This is a genomic window from Frankiales bacterium (assembly GCA_016125335.1).
GTDB lineage: Bacteria > Actinomycetota > Actinomycetes > S36-B12 > CAIYMF01 > Longivirga.
The window spans coordinates 76979-96083 of sequence record WGLY01000003.1; the positions used below are offsets into that span (position 1 = coordinate 76979).

The 19105-nt window shown below is 74.6% G+C and carries 15 protein-coding genes; 12 read left to right on the top strand and 3 right to left on the bottom strand.

From position 1 onward, the window contains the following. Nucleotides 1-21 precede the first annotated feature (21 nt). Together GC157_02140 and GC157_02145 are read left to right on the top strand one after the other, a co-directional pair. On the top strand, nt 22-1185 hold the full coding sequence (locus GC157_02140; protein ID MBI1376273.1) for a Rieske 2Fe-2S domain-containing protein: 1164 nt from the start codon (nt 22-24) through the stop codon (nt 1183-1185). After that, on the top strand, nt 1047-2423 hold the full coding sequence (locus tag GC157_02145; protein ID MBI1376274.1) for an MFS transporter: 1377 nt from the start codon (nt 1047-1049) through the stop codon (nt 2421-2423). Before GC157_02140 ends, GC157_02145 begins: the two co-directional genes overlap by 139 nt. A gap of 72 nt (nt 2424-2495) precedes the next feature. Here the strand turns inward: GC157_02145 and GC157_02150 are convergent, their stop codons facing one another. Together GC157_02150 and GC157_02155 are read right to left on the bottom strand one after the other, a co-directional pair. Next, entirely contained in the window at nt 2496-4535 is a 2040-nt protein-coding gene (locus GC157_02150; GenBank protein MBI1376275.1) for a CocE/NonD family hydrolase, read from the bottom strand. Next, nucleotides 4532-5614: a S58 family peptidase gene (locus GC157_02155; GenBank protein MBI1376276.1), complete on the bottom strand. Its 1083-nt coding sequence runs from the start codon at nt 5612-5614 to the stop codon at nt 4532-4534. The genes GC157_02150 and GC157_02155 overlap by 4 nt, the downstream gene beginning before the upstream one ends. Before the next feature lie 65 nt (nt 5615-5679). On the opposite strand from GC157_02155, the gene GC157_02160 reads away from it, so the two are divergent. The 7 genes from GC157_02160 (at nt 5680) to GC157_02190 (ending at nt 15698) form a co-directional block, all read left to right on the top strand. Continuing rightward, nucleotides 5680-6756 carry a histone deacetylase family protein gene (locus GC157_02160; GenBank protein MBI1376277.1) on the top strand — a complete coding sequence of 359 codons (1077 nt, stop codon included), beginning with the start codon at nt 5680-5682 and terminating at the stop codon, nt 6754-6756. A gap of 46 nt (nt 6757-6802) precedes the next feature. Next, complete coding sequence (locus GC157_02165) at nt 6803-7417, top strand: GNAT family N-acetyltransferase (protein MBI1376278.1); 615 nt, start codon at nt 6803-6805, stop codon at nt 7415-7417. 94 nt (nt 7418-7511) lie between these two features. Next, entirely contained in the window at nt 7512-8468 is a 957-nt protein-coding gene (locus GC157_02170; protein MBI1376279.1) for an ATP-binding cassette domain-containing protein, read from the top strand. Further along, nucleotides 8465-9265, top strand: coding sequence for a hypothetical protein (locus GC157_02175; protein ID MBI1376280.1), 801 nt, complete (start codon nt 8465-8467; stop codon nt 9263-9265). Before GC157_02170 ends, GC157_02175 begins: the two co-directional genes overlap by 4 nt. A gap of 202 nt (nt 9266-9467) precedes the next feature. Further along, nucleotides 9468-13139 carry a multifunctional oxoglutarate decarboxylase/oxoglutarate dehydrogenase thiamine pyrophosphate-binding subunit/dihydrolipoyllysine-residue succinyltransferase subunit gene (locus tag GC157_02180; GenBank protein ID MBI1376281.1) on the top strand — a complete coding sequence of 1224 codons (3672 nt, stop codon included), beginning with the start codon at nt 9468-9470 and terminating at the stop codon, nt 13137-13139. A 149-nt stretch (nt 13140-13288) separates the two neighbouring features. Beyond that, a complete protein-coding gene (locus GC157_02185) occupies nt 13289-15022 on the top strand; it encodes a DNA polymerase I (protein ID MBI1376282.1) in 1734 nt (577 codons plus the stop codon). 85 nt (nt 15023-15107) lie between these two features. Then, a complete protein-coding gene (locus tag GC157_02190; protein ID MBI1376283.1) occupies nt 15108-15698 on the top strand; it encodes a hypothetical protein in 591 nt (196 codons plus the stop codon). Nucleotides 15699-15823: 125 nt separating this feature from the next. On the opposite strand, the gene GC157_02195 is transcribed toward GC157_02190, so the two are convergent. After that, nucleotides 15824-16282 (bottom strand): hypothetical protein, encoded by a 459-nt coding sequence (locus GC157_02195; GenBank protein MBI1376284.1) that lies wholly within the window; start codon nt 16280-16282, stop codon nt 15824-15826. Between the two features lie 157 nt (nt 16283-16439). Between GC157_02195 and GC157_02200 the strand changes: the two genes are divergently transcribed. Genes GC157_02200 through GC157_02210 form a run of 3 tightly spaced genes read left to right on the top strand, consistent with a single transcriptional unit; the run spans nt 16440 to nt 19060 of the window. After that, on the top strand, nt 16440-17120 hold the full coding sequence (locus GC157_02200) for a response regulator (protein ID MBI1376285.1): 681 nt from the start codon (nt 16440-16442) through the stop codon (nt 17118-17120). Nucleotides 17121-17123: 3 nt separating this feature from the next. After that, nucleotides 17124-18461 (top strand): HAMP domain-containing protein, encoded by a 1338-nt coding sequence (locus GC157_02205; protein MBI1376286.1) that lies wholly within the window; start codon nt 17124-17126, stop codon nt 18459-18461. Then, nucleotides 18458-19060 carry a hypothetical protein gene (locus tag GC157_02210; protein MBI1376287.1) on the top strand — a complete coding sequence of 201 codons (603 nt, stop codon included), beginning with the start codon at nt 18458-18460 and terminating at the stop codon, nt 19058-19060. Before GC157_02205 ends, GC157_02210 begins: the two co-directional genes overlap by 4 nt. The last annotated feature ends 45 nt before the right edge of the window (nt 19061-19105 follow it).

A 19105-nucleotide genomic window follows, 5' to 3' on the forward strand; every position in this document is an offset into this window, starting at 1 on the left:
CCCGATCAGCAGGAGCAGCTCATGAGCACTCTCGACGACGTGTCGTCGCTCTCACCGCTCGCACCGGTCGACGCCGACGGGCTCGGTCGCGCACTGCTCCCCTTCGGCCGCAGCACGATGCTCCCGGCCGAGTCCTACACCTCCCCCGAGGTGCTCGCCTGGGAACGGCGCAACCTGGTCGCGGGGTCGTGGGCGTGCGCCGGCCGGCTCGAGGACCTGCGCGCCGGCAAGGCCACGCAGAAGGCGCTCGTGCTCGGCGACATCCCCGTGCTGCTGACCTTCGACGGGGACTCGGTCCGGGCGTTCGCCAACACCTGCCGCCACCGCGCCCACGTGCTGCTCGAGGACGACGCGTCGTCCACGAACCGGTCCGTCCTCTGCGTCTACCACGCGTGGACCTACCGGCTCGACGGGTCGCTGCAGGGCGCACCGGGCTTCCGCAACGACGTCAACCTCGACATGGACGCGCACGGCCTCGTGCCGCTGCCGCTCACGGTGTGGCGTGGCTGGGTGTTCGTCAACGCCACCGGCACGGCGCCGCCGTGGGACGAGCACCTCGGCGTCCTCGACGAGCTCGTCGGCCCCTACCGGCCCGAGGACCTCGTGCTCCGGGCGCGGCACACCTACGAGATCGCTGCCAACTGGAAGCTGGTCTCGGAGAACTACCACGAGTGCTACCACTGCCCGCTCATCCACCCCGAGCTGTGCCGCGTCTCGGTGCCGACGTCGGGCGACAACCTCACCCTGCCCGGCGCGTGGGTCGGCGGCACCATGCTCTTCCGCGACGACGCGGAGACGATGTCGATCGACGGCCGCTCGGCGGGTCGCCCGATCGAGGGGGCACCGCAGGACGTGGTGCTCTACGTGCAGCTGTTCCCCAACCTGCTCGTCTCGGCGCACCCCGACTACGTCATGACCCACCGCGTGCTGCCGCTGGCACCGGACCGCACCTGGATCGAGTGCAGCTGGTACTTCCCCGGCGAGGACGTCGACCCGTCGTACGCCGTCGACTTCTGGGACCTCACCAACACCCAGGACTGGAAGGCGTGCGAGCTCGTGCAGCGCGGGCTCACCTCGCCGCACTTCTCCCCCGGGCCGTTCGCGCCCAACGAGGACGCGGTGCACCAGTGGGTGCAGATGGTCGGCCGCGGCTACCTCGGGATCGCACCGCACGTCGCACCCTGACCGGACGACGCTCCCGCCGGCACCCGGCTCCGTGCCAGGATCTGCCGGTGGCGCAGAGCACCGGGACCGGCGTCGGCACCGTGCCCGTGGGCCGCGGCCAGGCGCTGGCCACCGCCGCCGTCTTCGCGCTCAACGGCACGCTCATCGCCGCGTGGATCTCGCGCATCCCGGCGACCCGTGACCGCCTCGACGTCGAGGTCAGCACCCTCGGCGTCCTGCTGCTGCTCATCGGGCTCGGCTCGCTGCTCGCGATGCCGTTCGTGGGCCGGGCCGCGTCGCGGTTCGGCTCGCGCGCGGTGGTGACCGTGACCGCGCCCGTGGCGGGCCTCGCGCTGGTGTGCGCGGCCCTGGCCCCGGGGCCGATCGGCACCGGGGCCGCACTGCTGGCCATGGGCGCGGCGTACGGCTCGTGGGACGTCGCGATGAACATCCAGGGCTCGTACGTCGACCGCCGGCTCGGGCGCGACTACATGCCCCGCTACCACGCGTGCTGGAGCGTGGGCCTCGGCGTCGGCACGGCGTTCGGCGCCCTGGCCGCGCGCCTGGCCGTCCCGCTGCCGGCGCACTTCGCCGTGGCCGCGCTGGTGTCGGCGGGGGGAGGCGTCCTGGTGGCGCGACGCTGGTACGTCGACGACCGGGAGGGTCACCGGGCGCCGGCGCCCGGCCAGGCGAGCGACCGGCCGCACCGGCTGCTCACGCGGCGCGTGGTGCTCATCGGGCTGATCACGCTGTGCGGCACGATGCTCGAGGGCTCGGCCGGCGACTGGCTGGCGCTGTTCCTCCACGACGAGCGCGGCGCGCTGCCGAGCACGGCCGCGCTGGGCTACGCGGTGTTCGCCGTCACCATGGCGGCGAGCCGCTTCGGGGGCACGCCGGTGATCGCACGGCTCGGCCGGGCGCGGGCCGTGCGGGTGGCCGGCCTGTCCGCGGCGCTCGGCGTCGTCGCGGCGCTGGCCCTGCCCGCGATGCCGGGGATCCTGATCGGGGTGGCGCTGTGGGGCGCGGGCACCGCGCTGGTGTTCCCCGCGGCGATGAGCGCGGGCGGCGAGCAGCCGGGGCGCGCGGCCGACGCGATCGCCACCGTGTCCACCATCGGCTACGGCGGCTTCCTCATCGGGCCGCCCCTCATCGGGTTCCTCGCCGGCGCGCTGGGGCTCGGCACGGCCCTGTGGGTGCTGCCGGTGCTCGCGGCCGGCGTCGTCGCGCTCGCTCCCGTCGTCGCCCCGCCGCCCCGGTGACCGCGTCGTCAGTGCCCGGACGTCAGGAGGCCGTGCCGGTCTCCGAGGTGCGCGGCGGTGGCGTCGAGCGGCTTAGGCGAGGTCGCGGGGGAAGCGCCGCTCCCAGGTGCGCTCCCCCACCACGGTGTCGCCCTCCCGCGCGGTGAGCCGGATCGTCGCGTCATAGGTGACCGGGCCGGCGTGCACCTCGAGCACCGAGCGCACGTGCACCGACACCGGCTCGCCGGAGCCGTCGTCGTCGTAGCGCAGGGTGAACGACACGTCCGACGCCGCGGTCTGCGCGAACGAGCGCGTCCACACCTGCACACGGCCGGCGTAGTGCTCGACGACGTCGCCGTAGGGCGCGTCGTAGGCGGACCCGTGGTCGACGACGCACGCCGTGGTGCGTGCGAGCACGTCGCGCTCGACGCGCCACACCACCCCGTGGGCGTCCTCGCCGGACGCCGGGTCCCCCGGCGAGAAGTCCGGCGGCGGGGGCGCCCCGGCGGGGTCGTACGCCGGGAGCTGCAACCGTGCCTCGCGCACCGTGAGGGTGACCGGCTCGGGCGGCACGGTGGTGTTGGGCCAGTCGGCGCCGGCGAGCGCGACGCGCAGCAGGTGCCCCGGACGCCACTGCCACGCCGTCGCCTCGAGCTCCACGACCACGTCGTAGGCACGGCCGGGCTCGAGCGGCTCGGCGGTGCCCATGCCTCCGCGCCGGGTCAGGTTGAGCACGCCGCGGGTGACCAGCGTGGACGTGCCGTCGCGCGCGACGTCGGTGAGCCGCACCGCAACCGTGGCCACCGGGGCCGACGCCGACACCGAGAGGAGCAGCCGCGGGTTGCCGGCGATCTCGAGGCCGTCCGGGTCGAGCTCCCAGGTGAGCGAGTCCGCGTCGTCGTGCCGCTGGTCGAGCGGCTGCCCGTAGGGCAAGTGGCCCGCGCACGAGATCCATGCGGCGGTGCCGACGTCGGGACGCACGTCGTAGGGCGGCTTGCCGGTGAGCGGGTACTCGACCCACGAGGAGCGCGCGGAGGGCCAGGAGTCGGCGCGCCACTGCCCGGGCACCTCGTCGAGGTCCGGCTCGGGCCGGTGCGACGCCCGGCTGTACCAGACCGCCTCGGGCTCGCGGTCGACCCCGTTGTCGACGCCGCGCAGCCACCGGTCCCACCAGCGCACCATCTCCGGCACGAGGTCGATGCGCGGTCCCGGCAGCGACGACGACGTCGCGGCGTGCGACCACGGTCCGGCGAGCAGGCGCCGCGGAGTGCCGTTCTCGCCCAGCCGCTCCATCGTGCGGAACGTGTTGTTGCGGTACCCGTCCGCCCAGCCCGCGACGATCATCGTGGGGCCGGCGATGCGGTCGTACGCCGGACGCACCGAGCCGTGGCGCCAGTAGTCGTCGTCGCGGGGGTGCGCGAGCCAGGTGAACAGCCACGGCTCGTGCTCCGCGATGCGCGCGCGCCACTCGTCGCGCCAGGTGGGGCCGAAGACGGCCGGCACCGGCGGGAGGGCGTTCATCGGCGTCATGTAGTGGCAGTAGTCGACGAGGTCGAGCCAGCGGCGCAGGCCGCCCATGAGGTGCACGTCGTCCGTGTGCCGGTCGTCGGTGGCGTAGATGGCGATGACGGCCTTGAGCTCGGGCGGTCGCTCGCAGGCCATCTGGAGCGAGTTGAACCCCGAGTAGGACGTGCCGTACATGCCGATGCTGCCGTCGCACCACGGCTGCGCCGCGAGCCAGGCGAGCACCTCGGCGAGGTCGCGCTGCTCCTGCTCGGGGTACTCGTCGGTGGCGCGGCCGCCGCTGCTGCCCGTGCCCCGCAGGTCCAGGCGCGCGACGGCGTAGGAGTGCTCGTCGCGGAGCCGGACGTACTCGGGGCGGTAGGACGAGGTGAGGTCGTCCTTGCGGTAGGGCAGGGCCTCGAGCACGCACGGCTGCGGTCCCAGGGCCGGATCCGGGAGGTAGAGCGTGACGGCGAGGAACACGCCGTCGCTCATGGGGATCCAGGCGTCGGCCTTGGTGCCCGGTCGGGCGGCGCGGCGCTCGCCGGCGCCGGGCTGCGCGACGGTGCCCGACGCGGTCGAGGACTCGGCCGCGGACCCGTCCGCGCTCTCGTGCAGGTGCTCGGTCACCGCTGCCGCCCTTCCGCCAGGATCCGGCGCACGTCGTCGACCGGCAGCGCCGGCACTGTCCGACCGTGCGCGCCCGTCACGTCGTGCGCGGCGAGCATCGAGGCCAGCACCGCCTCCTCGCTCGCGTCGACCACGGCCTCGAAGTAGCGGTCGAGCAGGCGCCCCGCCACGGTCGGGCCGGTGGGCGGGCCGCTCTCGCGCGGCGCGCGCAGCCCGAGCGCCGCCGCGAGGAAGATCTCGCCGGAGCCGTGCGTGGCCACCGAGCCGGTGCGCGCGAGCCCGAGCCCCACCCGGCGCGCGAGCCGCTCGCAGGCGGCGTGGTCGAGCGGCGCGTCGGTCACGACGACGCCGAGGCAGGACCCCGCCGGAGGCGGCGGGACGTGCGCCGGGCGGCCCAGCGCGCGGCCCACCGCGACCCCGTCGACGGTGAGGCGGTCCCACGAGCCGAAGTTCGTGAGCAGCACGACGCCGACGACGTGCCCGTCCGGCAGCACGCGCGACGAGGTGCCGATCCCGCCCTTGTGGTCGAACACCGACATCCCGGTGCCTGCACCGACCGCGCCCTGCTCGGGCGCGGTCGCGGACCCCGCGCTGCTGCGGGCCGCGGCGAGCGCCGCCGCGACGTGCTCGTCCGTCACGTGCATGTGGCGGGCGTCGTTGAGCCAGGAGTCGTCGCACTCGCCCACCGCCGGGATAACGACGTCGTCGACGCCGATCCGCGGCTGCTCGGCCATGAGCAGGCGGCAGGCGGCGTCGTAGACGCGCCCGGTCTGCATCGTCGAGGTGAGGAACACCGGCGTCTCGAGCAGCCCCCACTCGTCGATCTGGGTCCGCGCCGTGAGCTCGCCCGCGCCGTTGAGCACGGCGACCCCGGCGACGACGGGCTCGGCCCACGCGTCGCGGCCGAGGTCGACCACCGTCACCCCGGTGCGCGCGACCCCGCGGCCGAAGGGCGGCGGCGGGTCGTCGTACACGACGGTGGCGTGACCGAGACCGACACCGGGGACGTCGACGACCGAGTTGGTCGGCCCGGTCGGCAGCGACCCGATCCTGACTCCCAGATCAGCAACGGAGGTCATCCCCGCATCCTGCCGCAGCACCCGGCCGCCGCGGGAGGGGCGCGCGGCAGGGTCGCCGGTTTGCCATGCTGACCCGCGTGACCCCCTGCCCCGTCGTGCGCAGCGACGCCTGCCTGCTCCACGTGCCGTCCGCCGAGATCTGGGTGGGGGTGCGCACGCCGGGCACCGAGGTTCCCGAGCGCGCGACGGCGATCGAGGCGGCGCTGCGCGAGGCGGGTCACGACATGCGCGACGCCGTGCCGCACGGCGACGACGTGCTCCTGCGCGTGCACGAGCCGCGGCTCGTGGAGCACCTGCGCACCGTCCACGCCCGGTGGATGGCGTCCGGGATCCCGGAGCTGGTGGGCCAGGACCGCGTGGTGCCCTACGTGATGCCCACCGCCGGCATGCTCGACGGCCTGCCCGAGCGCGAGCCGGCCGCCGTGCACGGCGCGGCAGGCCGCTACTGCTACGACACGATGACCCTCGTCGGCCCCGGGACGTGGGAGGCGGCCCGGGCCGCGGTGGACGTGACGCTCACGGCGGTCGACGCCGTCGTCGGCGGCGAGCCGCTCGCCTACGCGCTGGTGCGCCCTCCCGGGCACCACGCGACCCGCGCGGCGTACGGCGGCTCGTGCTACCTCAACAACGCGGCGGTCGCGGCCGACGCGTTGCGGGGGTCCGGGCACGAGCGCGTCGCCGTCATCGACCTGGACGCCCACCACGGCAACGGCACGCAGGCGGTGTTCTACGAGCGGCCCGACGTTCTGTACGCGTCGCTGCACGTCGACCCCGCGGCGGGCTGGTTCCCCCACTACGCCGGCTACGCGGACGAGACCGGTCGCGGCGCCGGCGCCGGCGCGAACCTCAACCTCCCGCTCGCGGAGGGCACGGGCGACGCACCCTGGCTCGACGCCGTGGAGGCGCTCTGCGACGCCGTCGCCCGGCACCGCAGCACGGCGCTCGTGGTGAGCCTCGGGGTGGACGCCGCCGCGGACGACCCGGAGTCGCCGCTGCGGGTGACCGCCGAGGGGTACGCCGAGGCGGGGCACAGACTCGCGGCGCTCGGCCTGCCCACCGTGGCGGTGCAGGAGGGCGGCTACCACCTGGCGACGGTGGGCCCGCTGGTGCGCTCGGCCCTGGCCGGGCTCGCCTCCCGCTAGCGCGCCGCCCTCAGCCCGGGCCGCGGCGTACGGCATCCTGACGCCCATGCCGGAGCGCGTGGTGGGTCACCGCCCCGACGTCGTCGACCCCGACCGTCCCGACATCCTGCTGCTCGGCACGCTGCGCGGCGGCCTGCGCGTGGCCATCCGGCCCCTGCACCCGCAGGACCGAGAGCAGCTCGCCGACGGCTTCGAGGGCCTGTCCGAGCGCAGCCGCTACCTGCGGTTCCTCACCGGCAAGGGCCGGCTGTCCGAGACCACCCTGCGCTCGATGGTCGACCAGGTCGACCAGCACGACCACGTGGCGCTCGCCATGTGGTGGGTGCGCCGCTCGCGGGCCGACATCCTGCTCGGGGACGCCCGGTTCATCCGGCTCGCCGACGACCCGGAGACGGCGGACGTCGCCGTCACCATCGCCGACGAGCTGCACGGCCAGGGCGGTGCCGGCCTCATGCTGCAGGCGCTCGTGCTGCGCGCCCACCAGGAGGGGGTGCGCCGCTTCTCGGCCGTGATGGCCCCGGACAACGCGGCCTCGCACCGGATGATCGCCCGCCTGGGCACGGTGCTGCGCGACGAGATCACCGACGGCGTCCGCGAGATGCTCGTCGAGCTCGACGTGCCCTCGGTGCTCGGCGACCTGCTCGCGCCGGCGGGACCCTGAGGGTCCACCCCGGCCCGGCCCGCGGGCCGGCTCAGGGACGGGCCGGGGTGCTACCCGGTGGCGATGCGGACCGCCGGGGTGATGGGCTGGGGCCATGACCGACGCACCCACCACGGCCGGGGCGCCCCCGGCGCCAGGTGTCGCGGCGCAGCCGGGCGAGCCGATCGAGGTCAGCGGCCTCACCAAGCGGTTCGGCTCCGTGCTCGCCGTCGACGACCTCACGTTCTCCGTCGCGCCCGGCCGGGTCACCGGCTTCCTGGGGCCCAACGGCGCGGGCAAGACCACCACGCTGCGCTGCCTGCTCGGCCTGGTCACCCCCACCTCGGGCCAGGCCACCATCGGCGGGCGGCGCTACGACCACATCCCCGCGCCGGTGCGCACGGTGGGCTCGGCGCTCGAGGCGACCGGCTTCCACCCCGGCCGCAGCGCCCGCAACCACCTCCGCATCCTGGCCCGCGCCGGCGGCGTGGAGGAGCGCCGGGCCGACGAGACCCTCGCCCTCGTGGGGCTCGAGGACTCCGCGTCCCGCGCGGTCGGCGGCTTCTCCCTGGGGATGCGCCAGCGGCTCCAGCTCGCCGCGGCGCTGCTCGGCGACCCCGGCGTCCTCGTGCTCGACGAGCCCGCGAACGGCCTCGATCCCGAGGGCATCGCGTGGCTGCGCGCGTTCCTGCGCCACCTCGCCGGCCAGGGCCGCACCATCCTGGTGTCGAGCCACGTGCTCAGCGAGGTCGAGCAGACCGTCGACGACGTCGTGATCATCGCCCGCGGGCGGCTGGTGCGGCAGTGCCCGCTCACGGAGCTGACCGAGTCCAGCCACGGCGTGGTGGTGCGCACGCCGCAGACCACGGAGCTGGCCGCCGCGCTCGCCGCGGCCGTCCCCGGCGCCACGGTCGACCCGCAGCCCGACGGCTCGCTGCTCGTGCACGGCGTGGACGCGCCGGCCGTGGGCCGGGCGGCCCTGGCCGCCGGCGCCGAGCTGCACGAGCTGCGCGCCGCGACCTCGGACCTCGAGCAGGTCTTCCTGTCCCTCACGAGCGGAGCCGCGTCATGACCGCCCTCGCCCCCGCCGCCGCCCCGCTGCGCCACCGCCCCCGGCTGGTGAGCGCCGAGCTGCTCAAGGTGACCAGCACCAAGATGTGGCTCGGGATGCTCGGCGGCGTCCTGGCCTTCATCGCGCTGGGGATCGTCTCGAGCATCTTCGCCCCGGACCCGCAGGGCAGCGGGGTGACCGTGCCGCGGCTGAGCACCGACGCCGGCATGCGCAACCTGTTCGCCAGCGCGGGTGCGGCGTACGTCTTCGCGATCATCATCGGCGCCCTCGGCATGACCCAGGAGATCCGCCACCAGACGCTGTCCTCCACGTTCCTGGCGCAGCCGCACCGCAACCGGGTGTCGGCCGCCAAGATGGCCGCCTACCTCGGGGTCGGGGCGTTCTACGGCCTCGTGGGGGTGGTGTGGGGCTACGCCCTCGCCTTCGCGCTGCTGCCGCTCAAGGAGCACGCGGACATCCCGGTGACCGCGCTGTGGCAGATCGCCGGCGGCGCCGTGCTGGGCTCGGCCCTGTTCGCCGTGCTGGGGGTGGCGGTCGGCACCCTCGTGCGCAACCAGATCGCCGCGATCCTCGGCATCCTCGTGTGGGTGCTGCTGGTCGAGCGCCTGATCGTGGCCTTCCTCCCCGACGTCGGCAAGTGGCTGCCCGGCGGCGCGCTCGACGGCGTCCTGCAGACCACGGGCATCAACAACACGACCTACCTGCCGGTGTGGGGGGCCGCCCTGGTCCTGGTCGCCTACGCCGTGGGGTTCGCGGTCGTCGCGGCCCTCACCACCCAGCGCCGCGACATCACCTGAGCGTCCGGGGGGCGTCCGTGTGGCCGGTGCCACCCGGGCGCCCCCGCCCGCCCCGCCGCGGCCGGGCGTAGGCTCGTGGCCTGGCCCGGCGGATCCGCCGGGCTCTCCACGGTGGTCAGCGAGGGATCGTCGGATGTCGACGTCAGAAGTGTCGGAGCGCGCGTCCTCGAGCGGGAACGGCGGCGGTGACGCCGCGGCCCGCATGGCGACGTTCGGGCCCAACGAGTGGCTCGTCGACGAGATCTACCAGCAGTACCTGAGCGACCCGTCCAGCGTCGACCAGGCGTGGTGGGACTTCTTCGCGGACTACGTGCCCACCGAGCACGCCAGCGCCGACCTGGTGGCGGCCTCCGCCGCCGTGCGGGCCGCGGCCAAGAAGCAGGCCGAGGCCGCCGAGCTCGCCTCCGACGCCGAGATCGCCGCGCACGAGGCGCCCCGCACGGTCGTCGCGCCCCCGGTCGAGACCCCTCCCCCGCCGCCCGCGCCGGTGGTGCCGGCCCCGGCCGCCCCGGCACCCACCGCCGTTGTGGCGGAGGCCGTCGAGCCCGCGGTCCTCAAGGGCGCCGCGGCCCGCGTCGTGGCCAACATGGAGTCCAGCCTCACCGTCCCGACGGCCACCAGCGTCCGCGCGGTGCCGGTGAAGCTGCTCGTCGACAACCGCGTCGTCATCAACAACCACCTCGCCCGCGGCCGCGGCGGCAAGGTCTCGTTCACCCACCTCATCGGCTGGGCCATGGTGCAGTCGCTGCTGGCCCACCCGGAGATGAACCACGGCTTCGCCGAGGTCGGCGGCAAGCCCGCCGTGGTGCGCAACGAGGCGATCAACCTCGGCATCGCCATCGACCTGGCCAAGCCGGACGGCACCCGCCAGCTGCTGGTGCCCAACATCAAGAACGCGCAGGCGATGGACTTCGCCACCTTCTGGTCCACGTACGAGGAGGTCGTGCGCAAGGCCCGCGCGGGCAAGCTGGAGGTCAGCGACTTCCAGGGCACCACCGCCAGCCTCACCAACCCCGGCGGGATCGGCACCGTCCACTCGGTGCCCCGGCTCATGCAGGGCCAGGGGCTGATCGTGGGCGTGGGCGCCATGGAGTACCCGGCCGAGTGGCAGGGCGCCGCCGCCGAGACCCTGTCCCGCCACGCGATCAGCAAGATCACCACGCTCACGTCCACGTACGACCACCGCATCATCCAGGGCGCGCAGTCCGGCGAGTTCCTCCGCCACATGCACCAGCTGCTGCTCGGCGACCACGGCTTCTACGACGGCGTGTTCCAGGCGCTGCGCATCCCTTACGAGCCCATCCGCTGGGCCGCCGACATCGCGACCGCCCACGACGACGACCTCGACAAGACCTCCCGCGTCCACGAGCTCATCCACGCGTTCCGCGTGCGCGGCCACCTCATGGCCGACACCGACCCGCTCGAGTACAAGCAGCGCAGCCACTCCGACCTCGACGTCTCCAGCCACGGCCTCACGCTCTGGGACCTCGACCGCGAGTTCGCCACCGGAGGGTTCGGCGGCAAGCCGTTCATGCGGCTGCGCGACATCCTCGGCGTCCTGCGCGACGCGTACTGCCGCACCATCGGCATCGAGTACATGCACATGCAGGACCCGGAGCAGCGCGCGTGGATCCAGTCCCGCGTCGAGCGCCGCTACGACAAGCCGGTCCGCACCGAGCAGCTGCGCATCCTGCGCCGGCTCAACGCGGCCGAGGCGTTCGAGACGTTCCTCCAGACCAAGTACGTCGGGCAGAAGCGCTTCTCGCTCGAGGGCGCCGAGTCGGTGATCCCGCTCATGGACGCCGTGCTCACCGCGGCCGCCGAGGACGACATCGACGAGGCGTGCATCGGCATGCCGCACCGGGGCCGCCTCAACGTGCTCGCCAACATCGCCGGCAAGTCCTACGGGCAGATCTTCCGCGAGTTCGAGGGCGACTACGAGGTCGAGGGCTCGGTGCAGGGCTCCGGTGACGTGAAGTACCACCTCGGCACGAGCGGGGTGTTCCGCACCGAGGACGGCCTGGAGATCCCGGTCTACCTCGCCGCGAACCCGTCCCACCTCGAGGCGGTCAACCCGGTGCTCGAGGGCATCGTGCGCGCCAAGCAGGACCTCCTGCCCCGCGGCCGGATCTTCTCCGTGCTGCCGATCCTGCTGCACGGCGACGCCGCGTTCGCCGGCCAGGGCGTCGTCACCGAGACGCTCAACCTCTCGCAGCTGCGCGGCTACCGCACCGGCGGCACCGTGCACATCGTCGTCAACAACCAGGTCGGGTTCACCACCGCCCCGGAGGCCTCGCGGTCCTCGGTCTACGCCACCGACGTCGCGCGCATGGTGCAGGCGCCGATCTTCCACGTGAACGGCGACGACCCCGAGGCGGTCGTGCGCGTGGGTCGCCTCGCGTTCGAGTTCCGCCAGGCGTTCAACAAGGACGTCGTCATCGACATGGTGTGCTACCGCCGGCGCGGCCACAACGAGGCCGACGACCCGTCGCTCACGCAGCCGCTGATGTACAACCTCATCGACGCGAAGCGCTCCACCCGCAAGCTCTACACCGAGGCCCTCATCGGTCGTGGCGACATCACGATGGACGAGGCCGAGGCCGCGCTGCGCGACTACCAGGAGCAGCTCGAGCGGGTCTTCACCGAGACCCGCGACGCGATGGCGCACCCCACCGAGAAGAAGCACCCGGTGCCGCGGCCGTTCCCCGCCGTCGTCGACACGGCGATCACCCGTGAGGCCGTCGACCGCATCGTCGCGACCCAGGTCGAGATGCCCGAGGGCTTCACGGTCCACCCGCGCCTCGCGCCGCAGCTGCAGCGCCGCGCGCAGATGGTGCGGGACGGCGCGATCGACTGGGCCATGGGCGAGACCCTCGCCTTCGGGTCGCTGCTCATCGACGGGCGCACGATCCGCCTCGCCGGCCAGGACTCGCGGCGCGGCACGTTCGGCCAGCGCCACGCGGTGATCGTCGACCGGGTCACCGGCAAGGAGCACACGCCGCTCAAGCAGCTCACCGACCGGTCCGCGATGCAGTTCTTCTTCATCTACGACTCGCTGCTGTCCGAGTACGCCGCCATGGGCTTCGAGTACGGCTACTCCGTCGCGCGGCCGGACGCGCTGGTGCTCTGGGAGGCCCAGTTCGGCGACTTCGCCGACGGCGCGCAGACGATCATCGACGAGTTCATCACCAGCGGTGAGCAGAAGTGGGGGCAGACCTCCGGCGTCGTCCTGCTGCTCCCCCACGGCTACGAGGGGCAGGGGCCCGACCACTCCTCCGCCCGCATCGAGCGCTACCTGCAGATGTGCGCGCAGGACAACATGACCGTCGCCATGCCGTCCACGCCGGCGTCGTACTTCCACCTGCTGCGCTGGCAGGCGATCGCGCCGCACCACAAGCCGCTGGTGGTGTTCACGCCCAAGTCCATGCTGCGGCTCAAGGCGGCGACGTCCACCGTGGAGGACTTCACCACCGGCACGTTCCAGCCCGTGGTCACCGACTCCGCCGTCGACCCGGCCTCGGTCACCCGGGTGATCATCGCCTCGGGCAAGGTCGTCTACGACCTGCTCGCCGAGCGTGAGCGCACCGGCCGCACCGACGTCGCCATCGTCCGGCTCGAGCGCCTCGCGCCGCTGCCCGTGGAGGAGCTCACCGCGGCGCTGGGCACCTACCCGCGCGACGCGCGGATCGTGTTCGTGCAGGAGGAGCCGGCGAACCAGGGCGCCTGGCCGTTCGTCGCACTCAACCTGCACGAGCACCTCGACGGCCGGCTCCTCGGGCGGGTCTCGCGGCCCCCGGCGTCCTCGCCGGCGGTCGGCACCCACAAGGTCCACGAGCGCGAGCAGGCCTCGCTCGTCGCCGCCGCCTTCGGGTAGGCCGCGATGTACTTCACCGACCGCGGCATCGAGGAGCTCGAGGCCCGGCGCGGCGACGAGCAGGTGACCCTGGCGTGGGTCGCCGAGCAGCTGCGCACCTTCGTCGACCTCAACCCGGAGTTCGAGACCCCGGTGGAGCGCCTGGCCGTGTGGCTGGCCCGCCTCGACGACGACGAGGACTGACGCGGTGTCGCAGGTGCCGGCCACGGTGGGGGCGTGACCGCACCGGACCAGCAGCGGCGCGACGCCCCGGGCCGAGCACCGTGTGGGTGCCCACGCCGCGCCCGGAGTCCGTCGTCGCCGGGATCGAGGAGCGCGCGCCGCGCTGGGTGTGGTGGTCGGCCCGCGACACCGCCACGCACCTGGTGGCCGCCGGGGTGCGTCCGAGGGCCTGCTGGGACCTCGCGGCGGTCGGCCGCCTGGTGCACGGCTCCGCCCGTGACGACCCGGGCGCGGTCTGGGCCGCCGCGCACGACCTGCCGGAGCCCCCGCCCGGCGGCGGCGAGCTCACCCTGCTCGACCTCGCCGGCGAGGGCGGCGAGGCGGTGCGCCCCGACGGCCAGCTCAGCCGCGAGTGGGCCCGCGGGCACTGGTGCGACTCGCCGGCCGCGGCGCGGCGTTGGGCCGCGCTGGCGCTGGAGGTCCGGGCCCGTCAGGAGGCGGCCGTGCGCGCCCTGCCGGACCCACGGCCCGCGCCGGGGGCCACCTCGCTGCCCTGGCTCACGGCGCTGTCGGAGAGCATGGCCGCCCTGCTCGCCGTGGAGCTCGGGCACGACGGGCTCGCCGTCGACCGCGGAGTGCTCGACGAGCTGCTGACCGCCACGGTCGGCCCGGCGCCGCGCTCGGAGGCGGAGGAGGCGGCGTCGCGGCGCGTGCGCGACGAGCGGGTGTGGGCGCACTTCCCCGGCGACCCGGTCGACCTGCGCAACCCGGCGGCGGTGCGCGACCTGCTCGCCCGGGCCGGCATCGCGGTGCCCGACACGCGCTCGTGGCGCCTCGAGCCTTACGCCGCGTCCTCCCCCGGGGTGGCCGCCCTGCTGGCGTGGCGCAAGGCCGAGCGCGTCGCGACCACCTACGGCTGGGGGTGGGCCGGGCGCGACATCGGGCCCGACGACCGGCTGCGCGGGCAGTGGGGCGCGAGCGAGGGGGCCGGGCGGATGACGGCGTCGGCCGGGCTGCACAACCTGCCCGCCGAGCTGCGCCCGGCCGTGCGGGCACCGCACGGGCGCCTGCTGGTGCGCGCCGACCTCGGCCAGGTGGAGCCGCGCGTGCTGGCGGCGGTCTCCGGTGATCGCGCCCTCGCGGCGGCCGCCCGCGAGCCCGACATGTACGCCCCGGTGGCGGCGGCCCTGGGCAGCGACCGGCCCACCGCCAAGGTCGCCGTCCTCGCGGCGATGTACGGGCAGACGACCGGCCCCGCGGGTGCGGCGCTCGCGGACATGGACCGCGCCTACCCCGCCGCCATGGCGTTCCTGCGCGCGGCCGAGGAGCGCGGCCGGCACGGCACGGACCTGCGCACGTACGGCGGCCGGCTCCTGCGGCTGTCGCGGCTGCGCGAGGCGCTCGAGGAGGCCGGCTCGGAGTCGACGCTGGCCCACTCCTACGGCCGGTTCGCCCGCAACGCGGTGGTGCAGGGCGCGGCGGCCGAGCTGTTCAAGGCCTGGGCCGCCACGGTCCGCGCCGGCATCGCCGGGCTCGACGCCAGGATCGTGCTCTGCCTGCACGACGAGCTCCTCGTCGAGGCGGACGCCGGCTGCGCCGCCGCGGTGGCCGAGGTGGTGGAGTGCTCGCTCCAGGCGACCGCCGCGTGGTGGTGCTCGGGCAGCGGCGTGCGCTTCGTGGCCGACACCGCCGTGATCGAGAGCTGGGACCTCGCGCACTGAGGCCGGCCCGCGGGGTGACGGCCGCCGGCCGGGTTGCGTCGTCTGACACGATGGGCGCCACACGTCGCGCAGAGGAAGGAACGCCGTGAGCACCGCGGAGACGACCCCCTCGACGAACGGGGCCGACCAGGACCTGCTGCAGGTGCGGATCAACGCCCGCCTCGGCGGCCCGCAGCGGGGCGACCGCTACGAGGACCCGCTCGCCTACTGGCTCGAGCAGCGCGCGCCGGGCAGCCGGGTCACCGGCGGCGGCACGCTGCGCAGCCCCGAGGGCGAGCCGCTCGGGTGCGGGATCGACGCGCGCGTGGTGGGGGCGACCGACGACCTGCTCGACGCCCTCGTCGTCTACCTCGAGGAGATCGGGGCCCCGCGCGGCTCGGTCGTCTCGCTCGGGGGGCAGACCCGCCCGCTCGGCCGGGCGGAGGGGCTCGCGATCTACCTCGACGGCACCGGCCTGCCCGACGAGGTGTACGCCGCGCACGACGTCAACGAGTTCTTCGACCGCCTGCACGAGGCAGTGGCGGGCGTCGGGCGCCTCCAGTCGTTCTGGGAGGGACCGACCACGACCGCCGGCTACGTCTACGGGCCCTCGTACGACGCGATGCGGGCGGCGGTCGAGCCGCTCGTGACGGCCCACCCCCTGGCGCAGGGCTGCCGGGTCGAGCAGATCGCCTAGGGCGACCCGGGGCGAGCCGGCCCCGGACATGACGAGGGGCTCTCAGGGGCGGGGCGTCGGACCCCCCGCCGCGCCCCTGAGAGCCCGGTCAGTCGGCGCCACCAGGCAGCGCCGGCCGTGAGACCTCAGCCGCCGACGCCGAGGTCCACGCAGTAGGCGTCGTACACGACTGCGCGTGCGCGACGCTGGTAGGAGCGGAACAGCGCGATGACCTCGGTGGTCGCCGCGATCACGCGGGCGACTCCGCCGGACTCGCCGACCGACTGGCTGACGAGCATCCGCAGGGCGGTGAACTCGTCGACGAGCGCGAGGCGGTCGGCCTCGAGCCGGGCGAGGACGGGGGCGAGGCGGGGCTGCTCCGCCTTGATCTCCTCGTGCAGGGCCATCGTGCCCTCCGGAGCGGCGCGGTCGGCCCAGATGGCGTCGATGGTCGCCTCGACGCGGCGGGCCATCGCGGACCACCACATCCCGCTGCCCGAGCGGTCGACGAGCAGCTCCTCGAGGCGGGTGAGCTCGCGCTCCTCGGCAAGGCTGCCGACGAGCCTGTCGGGGGCTCCAGGCATGGCACCGGTGACAGCAGTCATGTCGGGGGTCTCCTTCCGTGCGGGTCGAGCTCGGTCCCCTCGACTATCACCGATCACGGACGGCTATGGGTGGTCGACAGGTCGTCGTTGTGTCGCAGTTGTGTCACCCGCCCGGCCGTCGTCCGGGGGGCCCGCAGGGGGATGGTCCAATAGGGCCATGTCCCGCTCCGTCATGCTGGTCGAGGACGACCCGGCCATCCGCATGGTCCTGCGCGTGGCGCTCGAGGACGCCGGCTACGAGGTGCTCGAGGCCGAGACCGGCGAGCAGGCCCTGATCCTGGCCATGGACGAGGCCGCCGACGTCATGCTGGTGGACCTGCGCCTGCCCGGGATCCACGGGCTCGACGTCGTCCGCACCGTGCGGGGGTCGAGCCGGGTGCCGATCATCATCCTCACCGCGCAGACCGAGAGCCAGGACGTCGTGGCCGGCCTCGAGGCCGGCGCCGACGACTACGTGACCAAGCCCTTCGTCACCAGCGAGCTGCTGGCCCGCATCGGCGCCCAGCTGCGGCGCTCGCAGACCCCGGAGGACAGCGGCGGCACGCTCGAGTGCGGCCCGCTCGTCCTGAGCCCGGACGTCGGCGCCCTGTATGTGAACGGGACGGCGATCCCGCTCACCCGCACCGAGTTCAAGGTCCTCCAGGAGCTCATGGTCGCGCGCGAGCGGGTGCTCAGCCGCGACTACCTGCTCAAGCACGTGTGGGGCTACCAGCACGCGGGCGACGGGCGGATCGTCGACAACCTCATGTACCGCCTCCGGAACAAGATCGAGGCCGACCCGGCGCAGCCCGAGCACCTCGTGACCGTCCGCGGCTTCGGGTACCGGCTGAAGGCCTGAGCCATGCAGCTGGGGCTGAGGTCCCGCGTCGCGCTGGCCTTCGGCCTCATGAGCTGCGCGGTGGCGGTGGTGGTGTCGCTGTCGACCTACGCCGTCGCGCGCAACTACCTCGTGGCGCAGCGCGAGTCGTCCTCGCTCACCCGGGCCCTGCTCGACGCCCGCGCCGTGGAGGCGGACCTCGCCAACGGCACCGAGCCCGGCGACGCGCTGGCCGCGGTGCCCTCGATCGGCGAGTCCCAGGCCATGGGCCGGGTCAACGGCGTCTGGTACGGCGGAGGGGTCACGGTCTCGCCGTCGGACCTGCCCGCGAGCCTGCTGTCGGAGGCGGCCGCCTCCGGCGCGGCACAGCAGCGCTTCCTCGTCCAGGGCGTGCCGTTCTTCGGCGTCGCGGTCTCCGCGCAGCACGGCCTCTACCTCGAGCTGTTCCCGCTCGACGCGTTGGACCGGTCGCTGCGCATCGGAGCGTGGTTCCTCAGCTTCCTCGCCCTGCTCGCCCTCGCCGGCGGCATCCTCGTGGGCCGCTGGATGGCCGCACGCCTCATGCGGCCGGTGGCCTCGCTCGGCTCCGGTGCCACGACGATCGCGTCGGGCGACCTCACCGCACGGATCGAGCCCACCGGCGACCCGGACCTCGACCCGCTCGGCCAGGCGTTCAACGAGATGGCCGACTCCGTGCAGGACCGCATCAACCGCGAGCGCAGGTTCGTCGCGAACGTCAGCCACGAGCTGCGCTCGCCGGTCACCGCGATCGTGGGCACGGCGTCGCTGCTGGAGGACCACAGCGCCACGTTCGCCCCGCGCGACGCCGAGCTGGTGAGCAGCCTGGCCTCACGGGCCCGCGCGCTGTCCAAGACGCTCGTCGACCTCCTCGAGCTCGGCAGCGGCCCCGGGTCCGCGCCGGTCCAGGAGGAGCCCATCGACGTCGCCGCGCTCACCGAGCGGCTGCTCGAGGAGCGCGGGATCCCCTTGCTCATCAAGGGTGATCGGCCCATAGTGCGCACCGATCCCCGCCGGGTCGAGCGGGTGATCGGCAACCTCGTCGACAACGCCGAGCGCCACGGCGAGGGGCTCACGATGGTGACGATCGAGCGCTACGCCGACAAGGTGGAGATCCACGTCGACGACGCCGGCCCCGGCATCGACCCGGTGGACTACGACCGGCTCTTCGAGCCCTTCGTGCGCGGCGAGCACAGCGGCCCGGTGGCGCGCAGCGGCGGAGCCGGGCTCGGCCTGGCCATCTCGCGCGAGTGCGCCGACGCCATGGGCGGCGAGGTGCTCGTGGGCGCCTCCCCCGAGGGCGGGTCGCGCTTCACCCTCGTGCTCCAGGACGGCGTCTCGTGAGGCGGCTCGTGGCCCGGGCCCTGGCCGGCACCGCCGCGGTGGTCGCCGCGGCCGTCCTGGCCGGCTGCGGGGTGCCCGTCTCCGACACGGCCGAGCCCGTGAAGGACTACCAGCCGCCGCCCACCGCACCGCCGAGCGCGTCGAGCACGGCGGGCGCCAACGAGGTGTCGCTGTGGTTCGTCAACGGCGACCACCTCGAGCGCGCCCGGACCGCCGCACCCGTGCCGGTGACCCCCACCGAGCTGCTCACCCTGCTCGCGGAGCCGCCGGCCTCCGGCGACCTGCAGACCCTCGTGGGCGACCCGCAGGGCGGTGCCCCGCTGGCCTCGGTCGAGCCGACGCCGGCCACTCCCGTGCCCGCGGGCACGGTCGTCGTGGCGCTGTCCGACACGTTCCTGCGCCTGGCCCCGCCGCAGCAGATGCTGCTCATCGGGCAGGTCGTGCTCACCCTCACCGACGCGGGCGCGACCTCCGTGGTGTTCAACGACGTCCACGGTGCGTCGGTGACCGTCCCGCTGCCCGACGGCCGGCTGGTGGAGGCGCCCGTCACCCGGGCCGACTACCTCACCCTCACCAGCGCGGCACCCAGCAGTCCCTGATCCCGGGGCCGGGTTCCCGCGCCCGCGCCGGGCAGTGCGCTCGCC